The organism is Ekhidna sp., assembly GCF_965227465.1.
Lineage (GTDB): Bacteria > Bacteroidota > Bacteroidia > Cytophagales > Cyclobacteriaceae > Ekhidna.
The window spans coordinates 306,660-332,744 of the sequence record NZ_OZ245746.1 but is presented as its reverse complement, the minus strand read 5'-3'; the positions used below and the strand labels follow the sequence as shown (position 1 = coordinate 332,744).

Annotated in this window: 29 protein-coding genes; 16 read left to right on the top strand and 13 right to left on the bottom strand. The window is 40.0% G+C overall.

The annotated features are described in order from the left end of the window. Positions 1-59: 59 nt before the first annotated feature. The 3 genes from ACO05G_RS01510 to ACO05G_RS01500 form a co-directional block, all read right to left on the bottom strand. The gene (locus ACO05G_RS01510; protein WP_421764374.1) at positions 60-833 is read right to left on the bottom strand and encodes a TIGR03915 family putative DNA repair protein; all 774 of its coding nucleotides are present in this window, start codon (positions 831-833) and stop codon (positions 60-62) included. Continuing rightward, a complete protein-coding gene (locus ACO05G_RS01505; protein ID WP_421764373.1) occupies positions 833-2,065 on the bottom strand; it encodes a putative DNA modification/repair radical SAM protein in 1,233 nt (410 codons plus the stop codon). Before ACO05G_RS01505 ends, ACO05G_RS01510 begins: the two co-directional genes overlap by 1 nt. Before the next feature lie 257 nt (positions 2,066-2,322). After that, a complete protein-coding gene (locus tag ACO05G_RS01500) occupies positions 2,323-2,649 on the bottom strand; it encodes a GIY-YIG nuclease family protein (protein ID WP_421764372.1) in 327 nt (108 codons plus the stop codon). 285 nt (positions 2,650-2,934) lie between these two features. Between ACO05G_RS01500 and ACO05G_RS01495 the strand changes: the two genes are divergently transcribed. Further along, on the top strand, positions 2,935-3,576 hold the full coding sequence (locus ACO05G_RS01495) for an SDR family oxidoreductase (RefSeq protein WP_421764371.1): 642 nt from the start codon (positions 2,935-2,937) through the stop codon (positions 3,574-3,576). A gap of 211 nt (positions 3,577-3,787) precedes the next feature. Here the strand turns inward: ACO05G_RS01495 and hrpB are convergent, their stop codons facing one another. After that, positions 3,788-6,280 carry an ATP-dependent helicase HrpB gene (gene hrpB / locus ACO05G_RS01490; protein WP_421764370.1) on the bottom strand — a complete coding sequence of 831 codons (2,493 nt, stop codon included), beginning with the start codon at positions 6,278-6,280 and terminating at the stop codon, positions 3,788-3,790. Between the two features lie 281 nt (positions 6,281-6,561). Here hrpB and ACO05G_RS01485 point away from each other — a divergent pair, with 281 nt between their 5' ends. Then, positions 6,562-6,861, top strand: a complete 300-nt coding sequence (locus ACO05G_RS01485) for a GIY-YIG nuclease family protein (protein WP_421764369.1) — start codon at positions 6,562-6,564, stop codon at positions 6,859-6,861. A gap of 648 nt (positions 6,862-7,509) precedes the next feature. Here the strand turns inward: ACO05G_RS01485 and ACO05G_RS01480 are convergent. Further along, the gene (locus ACO05G_RS01480) at positions 7,510-7,854 is read right to left on the bottom strand and encodes a DUF6249 domain-containing protein (RefSeq protein WP_421764368.1); all 345 of its coding nucleotides are present in this window, start codon (positions 7,852-7,854) and stop codon (positions 7,510-7,512) included. A gap of 124 nt (positions 7,855-7,978) precedes the next feature. On the opposite strand from ACO05G_RS01480, the gene ACO05G_RS01475 reads away from it, so the two are divergent. From ACO05G_RS01475 to ACO05G_RS01445, 7 genes are all read left to right on the top strand, one after another. Continuing rightward, positions 7,979-8,539, top strand: a complete 561-nt coding sequence (locus tag ACO05G_RS01475; RefSeq protein WP_421764367.1) for an RNA polymerase sigma factor — start codon at positions 7,979-7,981, stop codon at positions 8,537-8,539. After that, entirely contained in the window at positions 8,536-8,949 is a 414-nt protein-coding gene (locus ACO05G_RS01470; RefSeq protein WP_421764366.1) for a hypothetical protein, read from the top strand. Before ACO05G_RS01475 ends, ACO05G_RS01470 begins: the two co-directional genes overlap by 4 nt. Before the next feature lie 177 nt (positions 8,950-9,126). After that, the gene (locus ACO05G_RS01465; protein ID WP_421764365.1) at positions 9,127-9,804 is read left to right on the top strand and encodes a hypothetical protein; all 678 of its coding nucleotides are present in this window, start codon (positions 9,127-9,129) and stop codon (positions 9,802-9,804) included. A 230-nt stretch (positions 9,805-10,034) separates the two neighbouring features. Then, positions 10,035-11,435: a 23S rRNA (uracil(1939)-C(5))-methyltransferase RlmD gene (gene rlmD / locus ACO05G_RS01460; protein ID WP_421764364.1), complete on the top strand. Its 1,401-nt coding sequence runs from the start codon at positions 10,035-10,037 to the stop codon at positions 11,433-11,435. 19 nt (positions 11,436-11,454) lie between these two features. Then, the gene (locus ACO05G_RS01455) at positions 11,455-12,036 is read left to right on the top strand and encodes an RNA polymerase sigma factor (protein ID WP_421764363.1); all 582 of its coding nucleotides are present in this window, start codon (positions 11,455-11,457) and stop codon (positions 12,034-12,036) included. 17 nt (positions 12,037-12,053) lie between these two features. Beyond that, entirely contained in the window at positions 12,054-12,350 is a 297-nt protein-coding gene (locus ACO05G_RS01450; RefSeq protein WP_421764362.1) for a hypothetical protein, read from the top strand. Further along, positions 12,343-12,810, top strand: a complete 468-nt coding sequence (locus ACO05G_RS01445) for a hypothetical protein (protein WP_348282604.1) — start codon at positions 12,343-12,345, stop codon at positions 12,808-12,810. Before ACO05G_RS01450 ends, ACO05G_RS01445 begins: the two co-directional genes overlap by 8 nt. Before the next feature lie 12 nt (positions 12,811-12,822). Here the strand turns inward: ACO05G_RS01445 and ACO05G_RS01440 are convergent, their stop codons facing one another. Together ACO05G_RS01440 and ACO05G_RS01435 are read right to left on the bottom strand one after the other, a co-directional pair. Next, a complete protein-coding gene (locus ACO05G_RS01440) occupies positions 12,823-15,552 on the bottom strand; it encodes an outer membrane beta-barrel protein (RefSeq protein ID WP_421764361.1) in 2,730 nt (909 codons plus the stop codon). Positions 15,553-15,558: 6 nt separating this feature from the next. Then, a complete protein-coding gene (locus tag ACO05G_RS01435) occupies positions 15,559-15,969 on the bottom strand; it encodes a hypothetical protein (protein ID WP_421764360.1) in 411 nt (136 codons plus the stop codon). Positions 15,970-16,128: 159 nt separating this feature from the next. On the opposite strand from ACO05G_RS01435, the gene ACO05G_RS01430 reads away from it, so the two are divergent. The 7 genes from ACO05G_RS01430 to ACO05G_RS01400 all read left to right on the top strand — a co-directional run bounded on the left by ACO05G_RS01430 (position 16,129) and on the right by ACO05G_RS01400 (position 22,351). Next, positions 16,129-16,491, top strand: coding sequence for a hypothetical protein (locus tag ACO05G_RS01430; protein ID WP_421764359.1), 363 nt, complete (start codon positions 16,129-16,131; stop codon positions 16,489-16,491). Positions 16,492-16,493: 2 nt separating this feature from the next. Continuing rightward, the gene (locus ACO05G_RS01425; RefSeq protein ID WP_421764358.1) at positions 16,494-16,973 is read left to right on the top strand and encodes a hypothetical protein; all 480 of its coding nucleotides are present in this window, start codon (positions 16,494-16,496) and stop codon (positions 16,971-16,973) included. A gap of 115 nt (positions 16,974-17,088) precedes the next feature. Further along, on the top strand, positions 17,089-19,125 hold the full coding sequence (locus ACO05G_RS01420) for a tetratricopeptide repeat-containing sensor histidine kinase (RefSeq protein WP_421764357.1): 2,037 nt from the start codon (positions 17,089-17,091) through the stop codon (positions 19,123-19,125). Next, positions 19,126-19,755, top strand: a complete 630-nt coding sequence (locus ACO05G_RS01415; RefSeq protein ID WP_421764356.1) for a response regulator — start codon at positions 19,126-19,128, stop codon at positions 19,753-19,755. 115 nt (positions 19,756-19,870) lie between these two features. After that, on the top strand, positions 19,871-20,071 hold the full coding sequence (locus tag ACO05G_RS01410) for a LuxR C-terminal-related transcriptional regulator (protein WP_420316510.1): 201 nt from the start codon (positions 19,871-19,873) through the stop codon (positions 20,069-20,071). Positions 20,072-20,097: 26 nt separating this feature from the next. Next, positions 20,098-21,795, top strand: coding sequence for a hypothetical protein (locus ACO05G_RS01405; RefSeq protein WP_421764355.1), 1,698 nt, complete (start codon positions 20,098-20,100; stop codon positions 21,793-21,795). Between the two features lie 142 nt (positions 21,796-21,937). Further along, complete coding sequence (locus ACO05G_RS01400) at positions 21,938-22,351, top strand: hypothetical protein (RefSeq protein WP_421764354.1); 414 nt, start codon at positions 21,938-21,940, stop codon at positions 22,349-22,351. Positions 22,352-22,359: 8 nt separating this feature from the next. Here the strand turns inward: ACO05G_RS01400 and hisIE are convergent, their stop codons facing one another. The 6 genes from hisIE to ACO05G_RS01370 form a co-directional block, all read right to left on the bottom strand. After that, a complete protein-coding gene (gene hisIE, locus ACO05G_RS01395; protein WP_421764353.1) occupies positions 22,360-22,959 on the bottom strand; it encodes a bifunctional phosphoribosyl-AMP cyclohydrolase/phosphoribosyl-ATP diphosphatase HisIE in 600 nt (199 codons plus the stop codon). Beyond that, entirely contained in the window at positions 22,956-23,498 is a 543-nt protein-coding gene (locus tag ACO05G_RS01390) for a hypothetical protein (protein ID WP_421764352.1), read from the bottom strand. The genes hisIE and ACO05G_RS01390 overlap by 4 nt, the downstream gene beginning before the upstream one ends. Positions 23,499-23,509: 11 nt before the next feature. After that, positions 23,510-24,265: an imidazole glycerol phosphate synthase subunit HisF gene (gene hisF, locus ACO05G_RS01385; RefSeq protein WP_421764351.1), complete on the bottom strand. Its 756-nt coding sequence runs from the start codon at positions 24,263-24,265 to the stop codon at positions 23,510-23,512. After that, entirely contained in the window at positions 24,258-24,977 is a 720-nt protein-coding gene (gene hisA, locus ACO05G_RS01380; RefSeq protein WP_421764350.1) for a 1-(5-phosphoribosyl)-5-[(5-phosphoribosylamino)methylideneamino]imidazole-4-carboxamide isomerase, read from the bottom strand. Before hisA ends, hisF begins: the two co-directional genes overlap by 8 nt. Before the next feature lie 109 nt (positions 24,978-25,086). Next, complete coding sequence (hisH, locus tag ACO05G_RS01375; protein ID WP_421764349.1) at positions 25,087-25,665, bottom strand: imidazole glycerol phosphate synthase subunit HisH; 579 nt, start codon at positions 25,663-25,665, stop codon at positions 25,087-25,089. Positions 25,666-25,681: 16 nt separating this feature from the next. Then, a complete protein-coding gene (locus ACO05G_RS01370; RefSeq protein ID WP_421764348.1) occupies positions 25,682-26,047 on the bottom strand; it encodes a four helix bundle protein in 366 nt (121 codons plus the stop codon). Positions 26,048-26,085 lie beyond the last annotated feature (38 nt).

The window sequence follows — 26,085 nt, the reverse complement described above, 5'->3', positions numbered from 1 at the left end:
GAGTTTTTAACGTTCTGTCCCTGTCGAAATGGTCATGATCTTCCGTTACTTTACTGCAACTAATTGATTTTTGTTTTCTCAGGCAAGTACTTCCAATATCGATGTGGGACATGCTGCAGGTGTAACCGCATATTTTTCCGTTCTTGTATACAGGTAGCATGGAAATATCCCGTCCAGGCTTTCTGAAACATTTGCTCATCTTCGGCCAATATCGAATCACTTATCTGATGCGATGAAACCCAGTTGGCATTGTTCAATGTTACCGTTTGCATGCTTTCGCCATCGTAAAAAAGTCCATAGTCTCTTTTTGTATCGTAAATCAGCCATTGCTGATCTGCATATCGTTTTTCAAAATGATCTCCGATGAAAGGAATTACGTCAAAATCAGGAGAGATGGTAGCTGCATAGATGTCATCAATTGTCTTTTGAAAGCGCACAAATGCATGCATTCGATGAATCTCTCGTCCCATCATTTTATTGATTTGCTTCATTCGCAGGATTGCATCGTTTCGATAATCCATTCGCAACCCTCTGGGTTCTTTAAATGCCTTTCTGATCACCTCTATAACGACTTTCTCCGCATCATCCAGCTCGGAGTGAAGTACTTTGATCAGCATAGACAAAATACCTTTCGGAGACTTTCGCTTGAAGCCCTCCATCACTCGCTTTGCTTTTAGCTCGTCTGTGATGACAAAACGAGGCTCATCAAAAAGTCCTTTCGAATAGTTTGCCGCTTTTAGAATAGTGGCCTCCGCGACTTTTCGCTCATAGATCTCAAAAATTGCGGTAAAGAACCCTGCTCGAGTTCCATCATAAACTAGTGTCTGTTCCATCAAAACAAACTCATCTGTCCCTTCTTCTCCCCGTAAACAATCTGTCTTCGAATCACTGTAGGATCGCTACCAACCATCGGCAAGGCTTTACCATGAATATGTATGAAATACTTGGCTCTGTTGACGGCTGCTCCCATCTTCTTGACATCTTCCAACCGCACTTTTCCATACCTTCTTGATTTCACGATCATCTGAGCCGTTTTCACACCTATCCCCGGAATACGAAGGATCAATTCATATGGCGCCTTGTTGATGTCCACCGGAAACAATTCCGGATTTCTAAGCGCATATGCCAGTTTCGGATCTACTTCCAAATCCAGGTGTGGATGTTTTTCGGTCACAATCTCTGACATGTCAAATCCGTAAAAACGAAATAGCCAATCAGCCTGATACAACCGATTTTCCCGTTTTAGCGGTGCAGTACGTATAGCAGGCAATCGTGTATCCTCACTTACTGGAATGTAACCTGAGTAATAAACCCTTCTGAGTTTTTGTTCAGCATACAAATCTGAGGAGAGTTGAAGTATCTCCAAATCCCTTTCAGGGGAAGCTCCAATAATCATTTGTGTGCTTTGTCCGCCAGGCGCAAACGACTTCACCTTTCGGTATTTCTTCCGATCTTCTTTAAACTCATCTATCCGGGTGGTCAGCCAATTCATGGGCTTGTAGACCGTCACATGATCCTTTTCAGGCGCAATTTTTTTCAGACTTTTTTCTGTCGGGATTTCCAAATTCACACTGAGACGATCTGCATATAAGCCGGCCTCCTCCATTACCTCTTCGCTAGCTCCTGGTATAATCTTTAGATGAATGTATCCATTAAATCGATGCTCCGTTCTTAGCTTTTTAGCAATTCGAATGAGGCGTTCGTTAGTGTAGTCTGCATTCTTAAAAATACCCGAACTTAAAAAGAGGCCTTCGATATAATTTCTTCGATAAAAGTTGATGGTCAGATCCACCACCTCATCCACCGTAAAAGCTGCACGTAGCACATCGTTGCTTTTTCTGCTCACACAGTAGGCACAATCATAAATACAATGATTAGTCAACAAAATTTTCAATAAGGAAATACATCTACCATCCTCTGAATAGCTATGGCAAATCCCCATTCCTGTGGCATTCCCAAGCCCTTTTCCAACATTTTTTCGGTTACTCCCACTCGATGCGCACGACACATCGTACTTCGCCGCATCTGCCAGAATTTCCAGCTTCTTCTCAACACTCAATTTCATGTGTAAATAGTATAATTTTCAATCGATCAAATGGAATTCGCTCACTCGTAATCATCCAAAAAAAGTAGATTCTCACAATCGCTTATTTCATAATACTAAATTAATTAGTATTACTAAAAATAGCATCATTTAACGAATTAAAAGGAGGATGACCCTGAAATAAATTCAGGTGACGTACTGGCTAAGAGTGGTCATTCATTTTCCGTGGGTCATTCTGAACTTGTTTCAGAATCTATCGAGACCAAACTTAATCAATGCTAAAAGTTTCCTGTTTTTACTGACTCTACATCTTTTTCATCAAACCAGTCATGTGCTAGATCATTAAGATTCGGATTACTTTCCTTAATCAAATTCCACTTCCATTCCTTGCGCCAATTCTTAAGTTGTTTCTCCCTTGCAATAGCTTCCTGAATCGAAGGGCACGTTTCAAAATACATGAGATATTTGAGTTTATACTTAGCTGTATGTACGGATCCTATTCCAGCTTTGTGTCTTAAAACTCTATCCTCAATATCATTGGTCATACCGACATAAAGAGCTGTCCTGTTATAGTTTGATAATATGTAGACATAGCCCTTTTTCATTATGTTATAAGATAAATAGACCCTGAAGTAAATTCAGGATGACTCTCGGAGTAAATAGCGGTGCTTTGTTTTCTGTGTATCATGTCTGCCTGCGGTAGGCAGGCTGAGGGACGAAGCATCTCTATCACTAGCATATATCTTCTTCTGCCTTGGTTTTGCGTCCTCACGAACCAGAATTACAAACACGCTTAATTGGTTGATGAAGACACCTGCCAAAACTTTTATTACATTTATTCAAACGATTTCCGTTCCCAGCGATTGATATATATAAAGAATAAGGTAATTATGAATGTATTGATCATTGGAGCAAACGGAAAAATAGGAACGATCCTAGCTAACAAACTAAATGGAACACCACATCAGCCGGTCGCAATGGTGCGAAAAGAAGAGCAACAAAAGTCCTTCGAGAATAAAGGCATACAAACCGTACTAGCAGATTTAGAGAAAGATTTTAGTCATGCCTTTAAAGGCGTAAACGCAGTAGTCTTTACAGCAGGAAGCGGAACAAAAACTGGTAAAGACAAAACTCATCTAATAGATCGAGTGGGAGCTAAGAAAGCGGTTGATTTAGCTGTGAAACACCGAGTAGACCGATTTATCATGGTTAGCGCATTTGGCGCAGATGCCAACGCTGACGAATGGCCTGAATCCATGGTTCACTATTATGAAGCTAAAGCAGATGCTGATAAGCATTTAATGCAAAGCGACTTGAATTACACCATTCTGATGCCAGGAAGTCTTACAGATGAGAATGGTACCAACACCATCGAGATAGGTAATAAAATTAGTCAGCGAGGTGGAAGCATTTCGCGTACAGATGTAGCCACTGTCATTCAGAAAACACTAGACAACCATAACCTGATCGGTAGAAATTTAGAACTTCTGAGTGGTGATACACCTATTGATGATGCCTTAAGTAAGATTTAAATTGTCAAGGTTCCTTTCCTCACAAACTATAATTTTGAATAACACTAAATAGGTTGGTAGTCACCATAGACCCTGAATCAAGTTCAGGGTGACGTTCTGGTTTAGAGTGCTCTTCTATTTCCGAGTCATCGCGCACTTGATGCGCGATCCTCCATATTAGAGGAAGGTGCCGTCAATTCCATTGCGGGTCAAGCACTGTATGACAAAACAATTATTTACTACCTCCACGCGGCTTCACTCCTCTTATTGCCTCAGCAGTCCACGGGTCATCAGGCCAGTGGTGCTTGGGGTAGCGGCCTTTGAGATCCTTTCGCACTTCGAAGTAGGTCTCGTTCCAGAAGTTTTTCAAATCGGAAGTGACCTGAACGGGTTTAAATCCCGGAGAAAGTAGGTGTATCAATAACGCCTGTTTTCCATTGTTTACCGAGGGTGTTTCCTCCATCCCAAACAGTTCCTGAATACGGGCTGCTAAAACCGGAGATTCACCATTGTCTCGATACATAATTTTGATGCTGGAGCCACTTGGCACTTCCATTTTTGCTGGCACAAGTTTGTTTAGCTCTTGTTGTTTTTCATAATCAAGCGAATGCAACAAAACATCATATAAATTGATCTTCTTAAGATCCCGAGGGTTTTTGACCTCTGTGAGGTATGGAGATAACCACTCATCATTAGTCATCAGCAAAGTATCCGTGCTGAAATCCGGCCAATCATGTGACGACTCCCATCTTCTCAAACTCTTGATCCTATTTTGCAACTGCTCAACTTCCTCATTCCAGTCAAGCAGGGTTCTCCCTTCTTTCTTTATCGCCTGCACAATGGCATCTTTCAGATGTGAGGGTTCGGAATCGGGTAGAGGAACAGATTTCAGGACAATGTTGCCTATTCGCAAGTCTTTGCTGGCATTCAACCCACCATCTTCTGTATCCCATTCCACTACCTCCACTTCCTTTACCCGGGAAGCTAAATCCTTTGGGTTCAGGGGTGAAGCCATGAAAATCTTACCCATCCCATCTCTTGCGTCAAGGTTTGCAATAGCCAGCCAGGATTCATGTGCCAAGTCATCTTTATGTCCGGCCATCGCTATACGCCCGTTGGCAAGTTTAAACTGCGCATTGTTTCCTGGTCGTGCAAAAGCAATCCGCTCTGGAAAGGCATGTGTTAGTAATAATCCCGTTTCATAAGGATCAAAAGGATCATTGTCCACTTCCTCTTTAAACAGCTGACGGTAAGAAGCTGCAATCTTTTCGATCCGATCAAACCTCCCCCCTTTTCGATTCTCCCTTCGATGGGTTCTGAGGACCTCAATACGATTATTAATATCAATACCTGCCTCCTTTCCGAGTGGATCTCTTTCTTCCAAAAGCGCTGCAACATCAGCGGCCAGACTTACAAGTCCTTCCTCCTCTGCCATCAGCATCATGTGGGCAAGTCTGGGATGGCAAGGCAGTCGGTGAATTTCCTTTCCATGCGGGGTGATTCTACCATTTTCAAGTGCCTCCAACTCATGCAGGGTTTGGACGGCTGCCTGCCATGCCCCTCTTGGAGGTGGTGACAGCCATGTCAGACTCAGTGGGTCACTAATACCCCAGCTGGCCAGGTCCAGCGCAAGAGATGCCAGGTCTGACTCCAGTATTTCCGGAGTGCGATGTTCCTGCAATCGACTATCCGTGGTTTTTGACCACATCCGATAACAGACCCCCGGACTCAATCTTCCTGCTCGACCAGCACGCTGATCTGCCGAATCTTTTGATATCTGAACGGTCTCCAGTCTTGAGAGACCGGATTTTGGATCCCATTTCATGGTACGCCCAAAACCTGTATCTACTACAACTTTAATCCCTTCGATAGTCAAACTGGTTTCGGCAATGTTGGTAGCCAGCACCACTTTTCTCCTGCCTTCTTTGTCTGGAAGAATGGCTGCTTTTTGCTTATTGTAGGGAAGCTGTCCGTAGAGTGGATGAATCTGAAACCCTTTGAGTTTTGACTTTAAAATACCTGCGCACTTGGTAATCTCGCCCTGACCGGGCATGAAAACCAGGATATCTCCCTCATGCATTTTGGATGCCTTAACCACCGTATTTGCCGTCATTTCAGGAATCATGAATTGATCCTGATCACCTACGTATTCGATATCTACAGGGTATTGACGACCCTTGCTCTCGACTACCGATGCTTTTAGCGATTGTGTCAATTGCGGCATATTTAATGTCGCAGACATCACCATTATTTTAAGATCGGGTCGTAAGATCTGCTGCGATTCTCTGCATAGCGCCAGCGCTACATCGGCGTGGATACTTCGCTCATGAAATTCATCAAATATGACAAGACCTACACCTTCGAGGGTATTGTCTCCATGAAGCATCCGTGTAAGTATTCCTTCCGTCACCACTTCTATTCTGGTTGCATCACTTACACGTGTTTCAAAGCGAATGCGATAGCCTATTGTTTCTCCAACTTGTTCTCCCAAAAGTTCTGAAAGCCGCATGGCAATTGAGCGTGCAGCAAGCCTTCTCGGCTCCAGCATTATGATTTTTTGTCCTTTTAGCCAAGCTTCTTCGAAGAGTGCGATTGGAAGTAATGTACTTTTTCCTGCTCCGGGAGGTGCGTGCACAATAAGCGTATTATCCTGCTGAAGATGACTTTTAACTTCATCGAGGATTTCAACAATCGGAAGGTCTACGGACTTGGGATCGAAAGGCATGCGGCGAAGTTAGTATGCGCATATCAGACCTCACTTGATAAGCACATAGCAATGAGGAATTTCAAAACTTTATTTGAGTGAAGATGTCGTGTCAAAGCACTGCATGACATAGAGGGAAGTTCTTATTCTTGTTTGTCATAGTAAATCCTTTTGACAACCTGTGCTTCTCAGAAGACAACACCAGATGACTTATGTTAGCATTTTGTCATACCGCACTTGATGCGTTATATTCCTTTGAGGAAATTAATAATTCTCTTAGTACTGCATTAAGGATAAGTGATATGTCCTATAAAGAATACTTTGTTTACATACTCACTAACTATTCAAAAACTGTTCTCTACACCGGAATGACTAATGACTTAGAGCGAAGAGTGTTTGAACACAAGCAAAAGCTAGATCCAAATTCATTTACCCGAAAATATCAGGTTGATCAACTGGTCTGGTATGAGTCACACAATGATGTAAATGAGGCAATAAGCAGGGAAAAGCTTATCAAAAAATGGAAGAGAGAATGGAAAGTTGAGCTTATTAAGAAAGATAACCCCGATTGGAAAGATTTATCTATCGGATGGTATGATTAGTCCACTTAGGCTAATTTATTAGAAGATGCCGTGTCAAAGCACGGCATGACATAGAGTGGAATTTTTGTATTATAAGCCAAAGCGCGGCATGATACGATTATGTTAGCAGTCTACTTTGTCATACCGCACTTGATGCGGTATCCTCCTTATTAAAAATTTAAGAACCTTGGAAGATGCCGTGTCAAGCACGGCATGACATAGAGGAAAGTTCTTGTTTCTTTTTTTCATAACGGACCTGTTTGTCGACAAGCATCGTCTCGAAGTAGATTATTCATGACTTAAGTTAGCAGGCAGTCAAAAAACCACATTATATGAACTATAGTCTATCTGGAAACAGATAATAAGGAAGCTTATCAAGATGCCGTGTCAAAGCACGGCATGACATAGAGGAAGGTTCAAGTTCTCGATTTTCATAACGGACCTATTTGTCGACAAGCATTGTATCGGAGGAAAAACTAAATGACTTATGCTCGCATGTTCTCATACTGTTCTTGATACGGTATCATCCTTACTAAAAATTAAGATCCTTGGAAGATGCCGTGTCAAGCACGGCATGACAAAAGAAGTATCGAGAACCCTATATTTTCTAAAAAAGGGCACAAGTCATGCTTCTTGTACCCTCCTAATAATGCGATTGTGTTTTACGTTTTAGTCCCCTTTTGACTCCATGTTTCTGGTGATGAAAAAACCAGCTACCAGGCCAAGTCCACCAAAGATGAATAGCATGGATGGAATAGCTACCTCTTCTTCCATATCAATACTGGCGGCCAACAAATCTCCGATAAAAATACCTGCGCCTATTCCCATAAAAAGGAGTGCGATATTGAGGATGAATTTAGCAATGGAGAATTTGGACCCTTTGGTATTGAAAAGAGAAGCTTCTACTCCTTTTTCTATCAATGCAAGTCGTTCTTTATTTCTGGTGGTCAAAAACACATAAGCGATACCGAATATGGTGCCGAAGAGTGCGAGGAAAACTATTAATGGTTCCATATGTATAATTTAAAATTGTTACTGAATTTGCCCTCTTTGACTACCGGTTATAAAAAGAGGTTACAAAAACCTAAAAAATTTCGTAACCTATTATAGGCTTTGGTAGTCAAAGCTGAAAATGAACATGAAAACCGAGGCTGAGCTTATCGATCGCATTTTAAAAGGCGAGTGGCGCAATTACGCTATTCTGGTCGATAAATATGAAGCTAAAGTTTTCAATTATGTGAATTACCTGATGAATAATCGGGAAGATGCCGAAGAAATGGTGCAAGATACATTTGTAAAAGCTTATCGTTCACTTAGTCAATTTCGAGGGGATGCTGCGTTTTCAACCTGGCTCATCCGTATTGCACATCGAAATTGCCTGACACATTTTAGAAAGAAGACACCTATAAACGTTTCTCTTGATAATGTGACAAATTCAAGCGCAGGCAATGTGGTGAATTCCCCTACAAAAAATTTACACCTGGATGATCGACAGCAGGTTTTGAGTCGCGCACTGGCACAGTTGAAACCAGATGAACGATCTGCGGTAACTTTATTTTACTATCAAGAGCTATCGCTTCTGGAAATTTGTGAGGTGACAGATCTAACACACTCGAATGTGAAGATCCTTTTGCACAGGAGTCGGAAGAAGTTGCTGGAAATTTTAAAGGATATGGGCGTTAAACAATCAACATTATGATGGATATAAATCAGGAAGACGAATTACTTAAAAGATTGTTTGAGGAGAGCGAGATAAAGCCGAGCGCTAATATCACTGAGAAGGTCATGCACCGAATAGATGTAAACCCAAAGGCTTTTGAATATGAACCTATAATCAGTAAAAAAGCATGGATGATAATAGGAAGCATATTCGCTATTACACTGTTTTACCTATTGATAAACTCCAGCGGATTTGCAATTGAAGCTCCAGAAGCATTTCAATTGATTAAAAATCAATTTTTAAATATCGGTGATGGTTTTTCTTTGGAATTACCTCGCTTTAGTCTACCTGAAATCCCCAAAACGATGCTGGTAGCCATTGCTGCAATAAATGTCATTGGTATTTACCTGATAATCAGTTTTCGTTGGAGAAAGTCAATGTTTAAATAGAAAACTAACTATCCAGGTCGGTACTTAAATAGTACATGTAGTACTTGCTATAGCTCGAGTCCTTGGTTACTCAACTATTCAGATCGTATTGTTAACTAAAAGGTAACGACCCTCCACTAAAAGACAATAGCATCCATTAGCCAGTATTCATAGGTTTAAATAAACTATTTAAACATTATGAATACATTAAAATCAATTACCCTATTGACAAGTATATTGATGCTATATGCTTGTCAGGAAGACAGTAATCAGCTAATAGCTAGTGATCAGCTAGAACAAGTAGCGTCGGGCGCTTTTCATGACAGTTCACCAGTAAACCAAGAGGTTTATATTAAAGTCAGTGAGTTTCTGGAAACTAATCCGGTTGAGGGTTTACTGGAACCTGAATTGAATTATCATGAATGGATCCAGGATCAGGAATCTATTGAGGAATCTACCAAACAGGAGCTCCTAAGTTCATCCAACACCATTAAATGCCTTGCTTTTTATACCTACAACCAAGAAATCGATGGTTGGGATGTCTTTCTGCTAAGTGCCAGAGATGGCGATCTCACTGAGGTTGTAAAAGGGGACGCCTTAGAACTGGATGCAGTTGAATATGAAACGCTTGCTTCCGGAGAAAAATCTCCTAAAAAAGCTAAGAAGAAGAAAAAGAAGAAAAAACCGATTAACGTTGACGAAAAGGGATGTACAAAACGAGTATGTGACGGTGGATACTGTCATGAATTCACCTTCGTCCCTTGCAAAGGGTCTAGGGGCATGCAAACCTGTACGGTTTTAGGAGCTCCATGTGATACAGGGAGTAGCGATGACAGCTTGATTGGATCAATTCTGAAATTTGAATTTGAGTTCTAAAGAAAACTAGAAGTAATGCATTTGCATGCTAATGAGCATGATCATTTATAAAATTGAGGCTGTCTAAAATAGACAGCCTCTTCTTGTTGTATCCAAACCTGACTCAAACCTCCATCTACTTCAAGTTCTGCACCGTTTATGCATAGTTGATTATTGCTTTAAAAGCGTAAAAGCACTTCAATAACAAAAGCGAATCGTAATTTTGCGAGCAATTAAGGCTGATAACTCGCATGAAAAAAGGAATAACAATAGATTCACTGGAAATAACCGGAATATCATCAGAAGGAAAAGGTGTGGGACGTGTGGATGGCAAAGTGGTATTTGTAAAAGAGACCGTCCCTGGAGATGTGGTGAATGCCAGAATTGTTGGAAAGAAAAAGAAATTTCTCGAAGCATATGCAGAAGAGCTAGTCAAAAAATCTGATGAGCGAATTGAGCCTTTTTGCGAACACTTTGGTCTGTGTGGTGGATGTAAGTGGCAGCATATGAGCTACGAAGCACAGCTGAAATACAAGCAAGGACATGTGGAAGAAAACCTTAGAAAACTAAGTGGATTAGACCTTCCTAATGTGATGCCCATTTTAGGTTCAGAAAAGACATCCTTCTACCGAAATAAGCTGGAGTTTACATTCTCAAACTTTCGGTGGCTGACAAAAGAAGAAATCCAGTCGGATGAGGAGCATGTTCGGACTGGTCTAGGATTCCATATTCCTAAACAATACAATAAAATCGTCAACATCAGTAAGTGTCATCTGCAGGCCGATCCATCAAATGAGATTCGATTGAAGGTAAAAGAATTTGCAGATCAGCATGGCATTTCTTTTTATGATGTAAAGAATCAGGAGGGCTTTTTAAGAAACCTGGTGATTAGAACTGCCTCTACTGGAGATGTGATGGTGATCCTTCAGGTCCACTACCGAGATCAGGAAATGCTGGACTTGGTGATGAACTTCATTCAAAGAGCGTTTCCTGAGATTACCTCCCTCATGTATGTGATCAACGAAAAGGGAAATGATTCTTACAGTGACCTGGAGATTGAGTTATATGCTGGTAAGGATCACATTATGGAACAGATGGGAGATCTTAAATTTAAGATAGGACCAAAGTCGTTTTATCAAACCAACTCTGCTCAGGCACACAAACTCTACAAAATAGCTGCTGATTTCGCTGACCTCAAAGGAGACGAATTGGTTTATGATCTTTATACCGGAACCGGCACAATCGCCAATTTTGTTGCCAGATCAGCGAAAAAAGTTGTGGGGATCGAATATGTGGAAGATGCGATCAAAGATGCTTTTGTCAACTCTGAGTTAAATGGCATTACAAATACGGATTTCTACGCTGGTGACATGAAGGACTTATTAGCCAATGAGTTCATTAATCAGCATGGTAAACCTGATGTCATTATCACTGACCCTCCTCGTGCAGGCATGCACCCTCGGGTCACGCAACTGCTTGCAGATCTCAAGGTGGACCGCATTGTTTATGTTAGCTGCAATCCTGCCACCCAGGCGCGAGATTTAGAGGTCTTAGGAGAGGTGTATAACGTTGAAAAAATTCAGCCGGTAGACATGTTTCCACAGACCCAACATGTGGAAAATGTTGTTCTTTTGAAATTGAGAAATAAATAGCCTCTTTTAACATAAATGAATGATTGACGATAAAAGTTGCTTGCATTCAATATCTCAGGGAAATGAAGAAGCACTTGAGCAACTTTACAATAACTATTGCGATCGCGTATTTAATACGCTTATCAGTTATACTAAAAATGAGGAAGATGCGGAAGAGTTGTTGCAGGATGTATTTGTCTCCATCTATAATACAGCTACCAGCTTTAAATTCAATTCGTCCGTTAGTACCTGGATCTATCGTATTGCCGTAAACAAGTCACTGGATTTTCTGAGAAAGAAGAACAGTCAAAAGCGCTCCGGCATATTCACTTCTCTTTATGTGAAACATTCATCAGAGGTTAAGCACGAAACTCCGGATTTTGATCACCCAGGTGTGAAGTTGGAAAACAAGGAAGATGCTCAGCAGTTGTTCAAAGCCATTGATTCGCTTTCAGAAAATCAGAAAACTGCCTTTATTCTCACTCAGGTCGAAGGACTTCCTCAAAAGGAAGTTGCTGAAATCATGAAGCAAAGTCGAAAATCTGTGGAATCTTTGGTGCAGCGAGCAAAGACCAGTTTAAGAAAAGAATTGGAAAAATTGTATCCCGAGCGAGGGAAATAATGTTAAAAAACGTCAAAATGGATATGGAACAAGAAAAGCGTATTACCAAAGCAATGAATAGCCTTGACAGCATTCAAAAGGCGAAGGCTCCCACTGATGGTTTTGCGAAAATCCAGCAAAAACTGGCAGACCAGAGAATGAAACAGCAGCAACCTGCAGGTAGCTGGATGAAAGTAGCTGCAGTGGTGGCCTTGGTAGTTTGCTCAAACGTTTGGGCCGTTTCTAATTACCTATCTTCCGAGAATGTAACGACAGAAGATTCCAGCAGTTACCCTCAACTAATGACTGATTTTAACCTTTACGACTATGAATAGTAAGCTGTATAAAATTGGATTTTTTATATTGTTAGTCATCAATGTAGGATTGGTGGTATTATTTGTCTTCAGACCTAAGCATCCTAGTAGACAAATGGGGGCGAGAGCCCAAATAAGTCAGAAGCTCGCATTCACAGAAGTACAAGAGAAGCAGTTTGGTGAAATGGTGCAAACCCATCGACAAGCTGTTAGAGAGCTGATGATAGAAGAAAGAACGCTGGTTCGATCTTATTTTGAACAACTTTCAACGGAGGCCAGCTCAGAAGACAAGGAGATACTTCTTCAGCAAATTATGAAGTTGAAAAAAGATAAAATAATTCTCACCTACAATCATTTTGAAGAGCTAAAAGAACTTTGCAATGAGGAGCAACTGGCGAAGTTTGAAGAAGTAATCGCAAATATCATTCCTATGCTTGCCAATTCGCCAAGCAGACGACCAGAAAGAGGTAAGCCCAACTAAACAAGTTTAACCTTATTTAAAATTCCTAAGTTGATACGTAAACGTCAGCATAAAATAACGCTGCAACACCTGCGTCTGACTCTCTTGCACATATTGAGCGGTGACCGTCTGATCAAAGCTTTGATTTTCCCCGAGTAGGTCGAAAACAGACAGCTCCAGTTCTCCACGACTATCCTTCAAGAACTTCCTGGCCACACCCATATTCCACAAGGTATATTGAGTATCAAATGAATCGTTCACACCATTATACTTCTGATGCAGTGTTTCATTGCGGAAAACAAATCCTTTTGGAAAAATTAAATTAATAGTAGATCCAAAAGTTTGCGTGTAGTATTGGCTGTTGGTTGCTGACTGGATGGAATTATATACCCTGCTTCCCGATATCTGATAATACAAATTGTAGTCGATATTTTCACTGATATTACTTACCAAACCAACCTTTACATCAGCTGAATAGGTTTTTGCCATATTCAATACATCGTTCGTTATTCCAGGAAGTCTGGTGTAACTCATTCCTGCCGACACATTCAGATTATTCTTTATGGGCGAGATTAGTATTCCATAGGTAGTATTATTACGCACAGACCAATAACCGTCCATGTTAACAGGTGTAGTCAATTGTGCTCCCTCTACTAACGAGATACCTCCTGAAGTAACAGAATCCGCCTTGATAATGGAAGTGCTGTTTCCTATGTAATCAGTACTCGTCGATATGGTGGTTCGATTGGAAAGGGTAGCATTCCTGTCAAAGAAATTTTTCTGAAAACGCATTTGCAATGAATGCGAATAGGTTTGATTAAGATCCGGGTTTCCAACTGAAAGGAAAAGTGGATTACTATTGTCAATCACATTTTGCAGCTGACTAGCTGATGGCTCAGTAGTCGAGGTTGAATACCTGGTAAAAAAATTACCACTCTCACCAAAGTTAACCCTACCCAAAATAGATGGAAGAAAATTGCTAAAACTCCGTTTAGTTCCTTCAGCAAGAGGAAGCACCTGATCGTTGTTCAGTGTCGCATACTGATAGGTCAAGGATACATCAAATATGTTCCCAAACTTATTATTTGAATATCGGATGCCTGGAAGGTGTTTTGAGTATCTGCTTTCAAAGTTGCTGGACAAGTCTTCACTAAACGTTTCAGCCCCGGTTGCTTCCGTTATGACAAACGTCTCTTTATCCGATTTTCTAACGGACTTGCTCACCTCATAGCTCATCGATACCTGTCCCGTTGTACCCACAGGCTCTGTATAGGTAACCCTAGAACCAAGCGTATACTGCGCTTCATCAGTATTGTATTCAATGAGCGAATCAAGTGACAGATCTTCGTATAAATTTTCTCTTTTAGTTGGGTTTATCCGAGTGTTGAGATCAAAGGATATCGTTCTTCCTACCTTATCGAACTTATGTTGGAAGATAAGATTGTTGGTGAAATTGAAAGACGTATTTGAACTTGAGTAATTATTGAAAGTTTCACTAAGCAGCTCACCGCTTTGATTGGTTGTCTCACCAAGCGTAACTTCAGTACTCTCATTGTCCTGGTAACTAAAAGAAGACCGTACCAACAGATTGTTATTTTCATCAATTTTGTGATTAGCACGAAGGTTTAATCGGTGATTAGAGTTGTCTGTTACTGACTGTAGATCCTCTGAATAAAATTGGTTTTCTCCTCTCAAAAATGATTCGCGACTCAGCAGTTGATCGTTGTTGTTTCGTGTTTGGTTGAAAAAATAGCTCCCTTCAAATGAGGTGTTGGTTCCCCAGTCATCCGTAAGGTTTAACCCGATTGAATTGGTTCGGGTGATGCCATCTTGTGTTCCGGTAATAAACGACTGATTACCTCCTCCACGAAATCCACCACGACCTCCTCCTCCACTTACACCTATCAGATCTTCACTTCCAAAGTTTTGCAGGTTGATGTTGTTGGCCAATCCAAGAAATGTGAGCCGCTGATCTTTGTTGAAAGAATTAATCGTAGCTCCAGCTTTGTACAACTCATTTTCACCATATCCAGCATAGGATTTTCCAAATTGCCCGTTTCGTTTGTCTTCTTTGGTCACTACATTCATAGTCCAGGAGCTGTTACCATCATCAAACCCAGTAAATTGTGCCTGATCACTTTCTTCATCGTAGACTTGTACTTTATCCACAATATCAGCCGGAATGGTATTAAGTGAAAGCAACGGATCTTGTCCGAAAAACCGTTTTCCATCCAACAGCACTTGTTCGATGCTTTCGCCATTGGCACTCACACCGTCACTATCCACTACTATCCCCGGCATTTTGCTAACCAGATCTTTGGCAGAAGCATCCGGATTTGTTTTATAGGCAGCCGCATTGTATTGGGTGGTATCTCCAATTTGTTGTACGGCTATCACCTCTCCCTCTACAACCACTTCATCCAAATTGGTCACTTCCGGTTCTAATGATATAGTTCCCAGTGCCTGGTCCTGAATGGTAACTCGCAAAATTTTAGTACTCGATTTATAGCCTACATTCGATATTCTCAATCGATAAAATGCGCGCTCGAGATCGGGTATGGAAAATCTCCCATCTCCATCCGCCACGGCAAACTTTGATCGTGTCGAATCTTTGATGTTCACCATCAGGACCGTAGCTCCAATCAGGGGAGATCTATCTGAAGCATCTACCACAGCACCAGAAACGGATAGTTCCTGTTCTTGAGCAAAAGCAATAAAAAAACTAAATAAGAAAGTGAAGAACGTGAGTAAAGTTGCTCTCATAACAACTTAATTTTTACCGTCCCCATCATCATCACTTCTCTTCTCCCTTCTGGTTTGGCTGATGCTTTTGTAGATTTCAAATTGATCTTCATTCAACACATCGGCAATCAACTCATCTTTTTCCTTCCTCAGTGCTTCCATTTTTTTTCTTCTTCCTTCTCTATCATTGCTTTGTCTCAACTCCTCAAAAGTTTCTTTCAGCGTTGTGCCAAATTCCTCATAAATTCCATCGAGGAGTAGCTTTTGATCATCAGTCAAGTCCTTGACTTTGCTATAAAGTGCCTGTTTTTCGCGTGCAATCATCTCTTCAGGACCACCGCCAGGTCTTCCTCCCCGACCACCTCCTGGAGGTTGTGCAAGCGTAGAGATTGAAATACCAATAAAGAGGATTAACATGCTGTTTTGAAGTGCTTTCATTTTAATTCTAATGTTGATTTCCTCTTTAGACTCCAAACTCGAATCAAACCCTCGCAGACAATCCTAAAAAAATATTATTCATACATCCTCTTTCCTCATTATGAATGACTATCTCTTTAAATTTGAAGCTTTTACCGGGCATATTTTCATAAAAATAACATGCAAAACGATCCAGAATTAAATCCAAAGTATTTAGGAAAGATTTCTTCTGATTTTGTGAAGGTTTCAGAAACACTGAAAGAAGCCTCTTATGCCATCAAAAAACAGGGCTTTTCAGAATATCCGGTTTTTGCCATGTGTCAAATAGACCAGCCGATCGGACAGATGCTGGTAGAAAAAAATCAAGCTGAGAATGAATGGCATTATTTCGCCTCTATGATGGAGGAATTTATTCAACGCGGGTTAATAGCTGAAGAAAAAGCGTTCAAGGAAAATTATAAGGATCCTGACGAGTTTTGTTGCCTTTTTGTAATTGATGAACAGTTCACGAATTTTGTATTCGTACCTTATCCCATTGATTAGCTATGAATCCTAAAATTGAGTTTGTCTACCAAAGTTTAAGCGAAGAAGCGAAGAAAGAAGTCATAGACTTTTGGGTCGCTGAAGGGGCTTTAACTTCCGAACAAGCACAAAATAGGATTGCAGAATTGGTGCTTTTAGCAAGAGGTGAGGACCGAGCAATTATCGGTGTTAGCACTGTGATTAAGCGGTTATATGAACCTATTGGGAAAACTTTCTGGGTTTTTAGGGCGTTTGTGGGAGCTAAACACAGACAACAGGGTGTTGTGTTGAATTTAGTAATGGAAGCCAAGAAACATTTAAATGAGCGGTTTAAAAAAGGGCATGACCCTAATGTGATTGGTATTCTATTAAAGGTACAGAGCCCGATTCTCATGAAACATTTCCCGCAGGCTACCTGGCCCAGAACGCAATTTCATTATGTTGGAGTTGAAGATGGTTGTCACATGCGCATCAGCTATTTTGATGGAGCTAGGATTGATTAAAGAATAAAACCTGCTATCCGATTCTTTTTACAAGCTCCTGACTCGGTGAGAAAATTGGTAATCCACACTTTTTTTCGCAAATTGATTAAGCCTAATTCACTTAAATCATTGCGTCATGGTTCGATTTGCCTCTCTACTTTTAATTCTTTTCATTGGAATGAATGAACTTCTGGCTCAGGCCAGTGAACTGGAGTCTCAGCTTACGAAAGATGAAAATACTGAGAACATTGATATTCTTCATCAGCTGGTTGAAGCTTATTCAGCAAAGGATAGTGTGCTTGCTTTTTCTTACGCAGAAAGAGCGATAGCCATGAGTCAATCGCTGAATGACGTGGAACGATTAGCAAGAGCTTATCTTGATTATGGATATATCTATCAGGATCATTTCTTATATGGTGAAGCAGAAAAGTGGTACGTGAAGGCGGAAAAGATTTATGAGTCAGTTAAATCAATCAATGGACATGCGTTGATAGCTGAAGCCAGAGGGCTTGCACAGGTAAAACAGGGATATCATGATGAAAGCTTAAAATCATTTAAGAAGGCACTCAAACTCTTTAGTGAGGCTGATAAACAGGAAAGCATACTCAAAACCTATTACCATTTAGGGTACGCACATTATCGTAAACGTGAATATGATTCTACGACCTACTATTATTTCAAAGTTCTCCCCAATTGTGAAAATGAAGTCACAAAAAACTGCATTGATGTATACAATCAATTGGGAACCACATACACTGAAATTAAAGAATACGGGAAAGCCAACACGTATCTGAAAATGGCTTTATCGGGCAGTTTATCAAGAGGTGACTCAGTGTCTGCGGCTAATGCAACCATGAATATTGCCGGGAACTACTTTTTCCAACAAAATCTGGACTCATGTGCATTTTTTCTGAGTCAGGCGATTGACATCTATGATGCTACAGGCAACAAACAAGGGCAGCTGATTGGACTAAACAATTTATCCATCATCTATGAAGAGAATGGTGAATTAAGAAAAGCACTAGCAACAGCACTGGAGACGGTAAGTGCTGCCAAAAAATTGAATGACAGAAACATTCTGGCAGGCAGCTATTTGCAGGCAATGGACTTAACCAGAAAGCTGGGAAGCTTTAATAAATCTTTCGTTTACGGAGATTCTGCTATCGCTATCATTCGGGAATTAAAATCTAAATATCATTTCCAGCAGTATTACTTATCTCTTTCAGAAGCATACACAGATTTGAATGATTATAAATCTGCTCTTGAATATAAGGATCTTTATTATGCATACACTGATTCTATGCTCAATGAGCAAAAAAACAAGCAAATAGCAGAACTAGAGACGAAATATGAAACAGAAAAGAAAGAGCGGGAAATCGCACTATTGAATACTGAAAAAGAACTTCAGGCGGCTATCATTGATAAAAATAAGTCCAGCATCACCATTCTAATTGTAGCAATAGTCGGTGTGGTGATAGCAGCATTTTGGCTATTCAAGCGAAAAGAATACAAACAGCGAGTGGCTCTAGAGCAAGAAAAGACTCGACTAAAAGAAGAGCAAATACGAGCGGTGATTTCCTCTCAAGAGAAAGAAAGAAAACGATTTGCAATGGATCTCCACGATGATTTCGGACAGCTGATTTCAGCCTTGAAATTGAATGTCTCACAGACAGATGACAAGTCAGATAAAATCCTGAATTCCATGTACAGTTCTTTGAAAAATATTGCTTTTGATTTGATGCCTCACACACTTTTTGAAAAAGGAATAGAGGAGGCATTGGAAGAATTAAAAGATCAAATCAATGGAAGTGGTAAAATTCAAGTCGCTTTCCAGTCATTCGAAGTAAAGAATAAAATAGATGATGAACAAAAAGTTGCCCTTTACCGAATTGTTCAGGAATTGGTGAGTAATATAATCAAATACTCCAATGCGAATAAACTGAATATTAGCCTGACAGATGTTGGAAATGGATTGTCACTTATAATAGAAGATGATGGTGATGGTTTTGACCTATCTAATTTCAAAAATGGCAGTGGTAATGGCTGGAAAAACATCCACTCTCGATTGGATCTACTCCACGGATCTTTTGATTTTGATACTATGCCCGGAAGAAAAAATACCACGGTTACCATAGAAGTTCCTTATTCTAAACAAGTAGCTGCAGTAGCTTAAATGAAGGGCCCGCTTAAAATATTCATTATAGATGATCATCAGTTAATGATAGATGGTATGATGGAGTTGCTGCAAAATCACGGTAATAACCAGATTATTGGTACCTCCACTTCTGCACGCCAGGCTTTGGATGCTTTATCAAATACCAAGGTTGACCTGATTATTTCTGATGTGAATATGCCGGAAATGAAAGGCACTGAGTTTATTGCTAAGGTTAAAAAATTATATCCGGATGTCAGGGTAATTGCTGTAAGTATGCATCAGGAAAAGCACATTATCAAGGATGTTTTAAAAGCGGGGGCAGACAGTTACGTTTTGAAACATGCTACTCAAAATGAGCTACTGGAGGCAGTAGATAAAACCTCAATTGGCGAGACGTTTGTGAGTGCTGCTATCACAAAGATGTTGGTTGAGGATGTGAAGTACCCTTCCATAGAAGAACTTCTAAGTGAGCGTGAGCGTGAGATCATTACACTGGTAGCCAAAGAATATACCGGCAGGCAAATCGCAGAAGAACTATTTATCAGTGAAAAAACTGTGGAGACACACAAACGAAACATCTTTCGAAAAACCAACACTTCAACCCTTGTAGGGCTTACTAAATTTGCGATAGAACATCAATTGGTCTGATTTATTCACTTAAATGATTCCCGCTAAGGGAATTCCCCTAGTGGAAAATGCATAAACCCCCTGATGCATCAGGTTTTCATTCAACCCAACTTTGATATGAAAATCTTAGAAGCCTATGTCAGTGCCATTTACACCACGTGAAAAAGAGATCGTGCAGCTAATTCTCGATGAAAAATCTAACTCAGTTATAGCTAGTGAATTGGGAATTAGTGAACGCACGGTCGAATCCCATCGAAAGAGTATCTACTCAAAATCTGGGGTAAATAATGTGGTCGGATTGGTCAAGCATGTACTTGCTGAGAAAAAATCGAAATAAATCATTATTCATTTAAATCAATCATCATGAAAAAAATTATTGCTATTCAGATACTGATATGTATGCTGTTTCAGGTACCTGCCCAACTTTTGGAAAAGGAAACCATCATTGACCTTTCAAAAAAAGACAGCCGATTTTCCGCTTTTTATGGCTTCCCTAATGAAGTTATCGTCAATGATCAAAATCAGCAGTTTGAGCTGGTTTATGTAAACAAAGTGAAAAGAAAGTCTATCAAAAGAAACAGACTGGTTTTTGATTATGACTTAAATCTGATTTCCGATCATTCAGAAGAAATCGAAGTAAGAGGTTATGATGCTAACCAAACGACCGTAAAAACTGATGCTGCTAAAATGCCAGCCAACTATAAAGGTGAAGATTATACAACCACCATGCTGACACTGGGTGGCTTAATGAACAATAAAATCGAAAAAACGGAGGCAAAGTACGACTACAATTGGACGAGTCGCACATATGATGTTGAAACGAAAGTGATAGAAAAGGTTAAAGCTAAAGAGCTTGTGGGCAAGACTATGCAAAATCCATATGTGCTGCACTACAACAATGCTGCCGGTGATTTACTCTATGTTTCTGGTACGTTAAACAAGAAAAGACTCGTAGTTGATGCTTACAAAGTACACCGCATCAAACCCAACATGGAGAGTGAGGTAGTCGCCGAGTGGTCTTTTGATTACGTTCAGCGTCACTTCTTTGGAGGGTGGTTTCTTACAGAAACAGGAGATGTAAATATGATCCTGATTTTTGCCAATGCAGGAGGAAAAGTATACAAGCCTAAAGTGAATCAGGCTCCTAAACCTAATGAATGGACCTATGTTCGTCTTTCTTCAAAAGGTGAATTGATGAATAAAGCCTCATTTAAAACCAAAGCCAACAACTGGCAGATCCTAGGTGCTTACGAAAAGGACGGGTCCGTATATGTTTATGGGCCAGGAGAATCTAAAGGGGTGAACGAAAAGCATCAGGATATTTTGGCTGCTATTGGAACTGGCAAACAAGATGTTTTCCAAATCCTTAAAATTACTGACGACAATGTGGATTTTGTGACAGGTCCAACATTAGATGAGATTAATCAACTTTCTGTGAAACCTGCTGGTCAGAAAAAGAAAGTTGAATATGATGGCAAGCGTGTAGCTTTTGGCAACCTAAATATTGCTCCAAATAGAGACATTTTCATCAACGCTCAGGATTGGAGCCTGGACGCCAGATCAACAAAACCACTTTATAAAAGCTTGTTAATGTTCCAATTTGCTGCTGATGGCACTTTTAAGCGGCTCTATGGAATTGAATCACAAAAAGAAAAAGCAGGAATCGGTGGTGCAATAGATCCGGATACTGACCCACGGTTTTTTCAAGATCAAGGACAGGTTTTCGCAGGACCCAATGGTAATATGTTTTGGAATACCTTCACAGTAAATCAGATAAATAAATACGTAAGCAAATGGACGGAAGGGAGTATCGAATATACCCAAACGACTATTGTTAAACGATTTACTGGAGCCATTGCAAAATTCGATCCTGAATCAGGAACGCTGGAGGATTACCAAAAATTAGGTGATGATAAGTTTCTGCTTTACGCCTTACCATCAGAAGGAATACCTTCAATTTCAATTGATGGAGGAAAGAAAAAAATCTTTCTGGGATACGGCTCAACTAAAGATACCAAAAATCAGATCTGGTTAGGGAAACTCGATCCTGCAAAACTTTGAAATAAAGTCTTGAATTGAATCGCAGTGATTCTATTTTAAATGAGAGGCTGCCTGAAAAGGCAGTCTTTTATTTTAGCTTGTAGGCTAAATATGCTTATGCTCAATTTATTCTACTCACATTTAAGCTTTTTTAGATATTGTTATGAAAAGTCAAACTGAAGTTTTCAGATCGAATACGTTGATGATTTTCATCCCGGGTCTTTTTTTTGGAGCCGCACTGATTCTAAGAAATCAGAATGATTTGAACGTGTTGACGTGGATCTTAATTGGCCTTGGATTGGTGACAACAATCGCAGTAGTTTCAAGCTTCACCACATTGACCATCACTGAACAAAAAATTAACATTAAAAATATGAGAAAAAGTCATCATATCTGTATAGATGACATTGCCAGGCAGCACAAAACTGTATCTACATCCAAAAAAATAGAATCGGTTGTTTGGAACCTCCACTTAAAAAGTGGAGTGGTTGTGAAAATCTCTAGCGATCTTTTTAAAGAGAAGGAAAAGTTGGAGAGGACTCTCGATGAATTTTTGAAAAAGACTCCTAAAAAGTAAGTGCTTACTTATTTCTTCAAATGTCGCTCCATCAACTTAGCCTCCACATCTTCCAGCTTTAATCCTTGGTCTGCGAGTAATACTAAAAAGTGATACAGGAGATCAGAAGATTCTTCTATAAGAAGATCTTTCTTGTTATCCATCGCTTCCAAGATCACTTCTGTCGCCTCCTCGCCTACTTTCTGAGCTATCTTTTTTATTCCCTTTTGGAAAAGCTCGTTTGTGTAAGATTTTTCTGATGGATTGTCCTTGCGAGACTGAATCACCCCCTGAAGCTCATGTAAAAATCCGGCTGGCTCCTTTTCTCCAAAACAAGTATAAGTACCCTTATGACAAGTGTCTCCCTCAGGAATCACTTTGATCAGGTAGGTATCGTTATCGCAATCTTCCTGAATACTGACTACATTCAGAAAATTTCCTGAGGTCTCGCCTTTTGTCCACAGCCGATTTTTAGACCTACTGAAAAAGGTGACCTTCCCTTCAGCTTTTGTCTTTTCCATTGATTCCTCATTCATGTAACCAAGCATCAGCACCTGGTTAGTTTGTGCGTGTTGTATGATGGCTGGAGTGAGTTGTGAGTTCATAGTTTCGAGTTTCGAGATGGTCATTGTCTACCTACAATTGGATTAAGTCTATTTCTTAGTGTACTCTCCGCTATGGGAGCGATTATACTATAATTTGTGCATTCAAGCTTTATGATGCTAATCTTTATGATTTCATCTTTTAAATTGACTCTTTCGTTAAGCTTCAATCCTACTGTCCGCTGATTACTCCTAAGCACAAAATGTCCTTTAATTCTATCAAATAGATTGTTCGATTTACCAATATAAAGTGGAATCCAAGTGGGAGAAGTATTCTTGTGTTTTAAAATTCTTATTTGCTTTAGGCTTGGGGTGTTCATAATATCTAAACCTTCCCATTTTGGTCTAAATTGACTAAGCCACATATCAAAATCTTGATTCTCCTTATTTTTTATTTCAAACAAATAAAGTCCGGATACTTTTTTGAACTTTATAAGCTGTTTATAATCAAACTGATCATCTTTTGAAACGGTCATTAAATCTTTAAACTCTTGCTTTTCGAATTCGGAAACCAAATCCTGTTTTATTTCCGATATCTGATTATCCAGACTTCCTAAATTTTCCATTATATTGATTTCTAAAGTCTTATATCTAAGTTCTTTTGTCTAAGAAACCTTTTTAGTTTTGGTATAGGGATTTCTCCGAAATGAAAAACACTTGCAGCTAGCGCACCTGTTGCTTCCGTTTTCTCAAACACTTCTTTAAAGTGTTCACTGGTTCCTGCTCCACCAGAAGCAATAACGGGGATATTCAGATCTGCAGCGAGTTTATTGGTCAGCTCAATAGCAAAGCCAGTCTTGGTACCATCATTGGCCATGGAAGTTAGCAATATCTCTCCTGCACCCAATCTTTCAACCACTTTTGCCCATTCATAAACATCTATGTTGGTTGCCTCTCGTCCTCCTTTCACAAATACCTTCCACTTACCATCAACCAGGCCAGCATCTATTGCTACTACAATGAATTGACTTCCAAACTCATCTGCAATTTCTTTGACTAATTCAGGTCGTCGCACTGCTGCTGAATTAACACTCACTTTATCAGCCCCCGCTTTAACCAATACAGTTGCATCCTCCACGGAAGAGATACCTCCACCAACAGTGAATGGTATATTGATTTCATGAGCAATTTCCTCCACTAGTTTCGCAAAAGTCTTTCGTCCATCTATCGTGGCGGTAATGTCCAAAAAAACCAGTTCGTCTGCACCTTCTTTTACGTAGCGTTTGGCCAACTCAATTGGATCTCCGGCACTCCGAATGTCAACAAAATTGACACCCTTTACGGTTTGTCCATCTTTGATGTCCAGGCAGGGTATGATTCTTTTCTTAAGCATTGATTTCTGATAATTCTTTTAGAGTCACTCGATTTTCATAAATCGCTTTTCCAACGATGGCTCCTTCCAACCCATTCTCTTTCAACTTCACCAAATCATCCATTGAACTCACCCCTCCGCTTGCAATCAATTTCAGATCTGGCAACTTCTGTAGAATGGAGTTATAAAGCTCAAATGAAGGTCCTTCCAACATTCCATCTTTAGAAATGTCTGTGGAGATCACATACTCGACTCCTATTGACGCATAGTCTTCAATGAAACTCTCAATTTCCAGGTCAGACTCTTCCTGCCACCCGGATACAGCGATTTTTCCATCCAATGCATCTGCTCCCAAAATGATCTTTTGCGCTCCGTATGCTGTAATCCATGAAGTAAACTTAACTGGCTCTTTCACCGCAATGCTCCCTCCGGTTATTTGTTTTGCCCCGCTTTCGAATGCAATTCTTAAATCTTCATCAGACTTAATTCCACCTCCAAAATCTATTATGAGCTGGGTTTTAGTTGCCAGTTTCTCTAACACTTTCCAGTTTACAATGTGTTTTTCCTTGGCACCATCCAGATCGACTAAGTGAAGGTATTGCAATCCTGCATCTTCAAATTGTTGTGCAACTTCAAGCGGATCTTCATTGTATATTTTCTTAGTTCCGTAATCGCCTTTGGACAGGCGGACGCACTTTCCTTCAATTATGTCTATGGCTGGTATTATTCGCATAAATTGTTTTTTGTTAGGAACGTCATTCCTGATGTAGCGCAACGAAATTCAGGAATCTCATGTTTGGAAGAGATTCCTGCATGCGCAGGAATGACGGTTATTAAAATGTTCATAGTTCAAGAAAATTTTCCAAAAGTCTTCTCCCCACATCCGCGGACTTTTCCGGGTGAAACTGCACGCCGTAAAAGTTATCCTTTTGAAGTGCAGAAGTGAATGGCACCAGATAGTCTGTTTCTCCGATGGTGTCAGGACCTACTTCGACGTAATAACTATGGACAAAGTACATATTTTCAGTCGTTGATATTCCTTCAAATAATGATCCTTCTACTTTAATAAAGTCATTCCATCCCATATGTGGCACAATTCCTTTCGGTGGGAATTTCTTTACGTTTTCCTTAAATATTCCTAAACAATCCGTGTCTTTTTCCTCCGAATGTGCGCACATCAGCTGCATGCCTAGACAGATTCCCAGAAAAGGTTGCTTTAACGAAGTGATGACCTCATCCAACCCTCTATCTTTTAAGTACCTCATGGCAGTACCTGCTTCACCTACACCAGGAAAAATTACTTTTTTGGCTTCTCTCAATTCCTTCGGATCATCCGTGATTACCGATTCAACCCCAATTCTATCCAGCGCATTTTTCACTGAGCGAATATTGCCGGCATTGTATTTTACGATTGCGATCATTGGTAGGAGTCAGTTATTAGGAGTCAGAATTTAGAATGGCTGTTTTGTATGAATATAAGAGTTTGGCCACCTCATCACACTTTTCTAAAAGATTCTCACTTTCAGATGTAAATCCTAAATCATTTGCTAGGATGAGGAAATATTTAGTTTCATCTAGAGAACCTTCTGAAATATTGAAAAAACGTGCTTTATCATTAGCTGATCTTCGTTTGTAGCCCTCCGCAATATTTGCAGCTACAGATACTGATGCTCTTCTTATCTGAGATGTAATTCCAAACATCTCCTCTTTCGGGAAATTTTGAGTGATCTTATAAATCTCCAATGCCAATGCATGGGCCTTTTGCCAAACTATAAGCTCAGTAAATGATTTGCTTTTTTCCATTCTATTTTCTGAATTCTATATTCTTATTTCTGAATTCT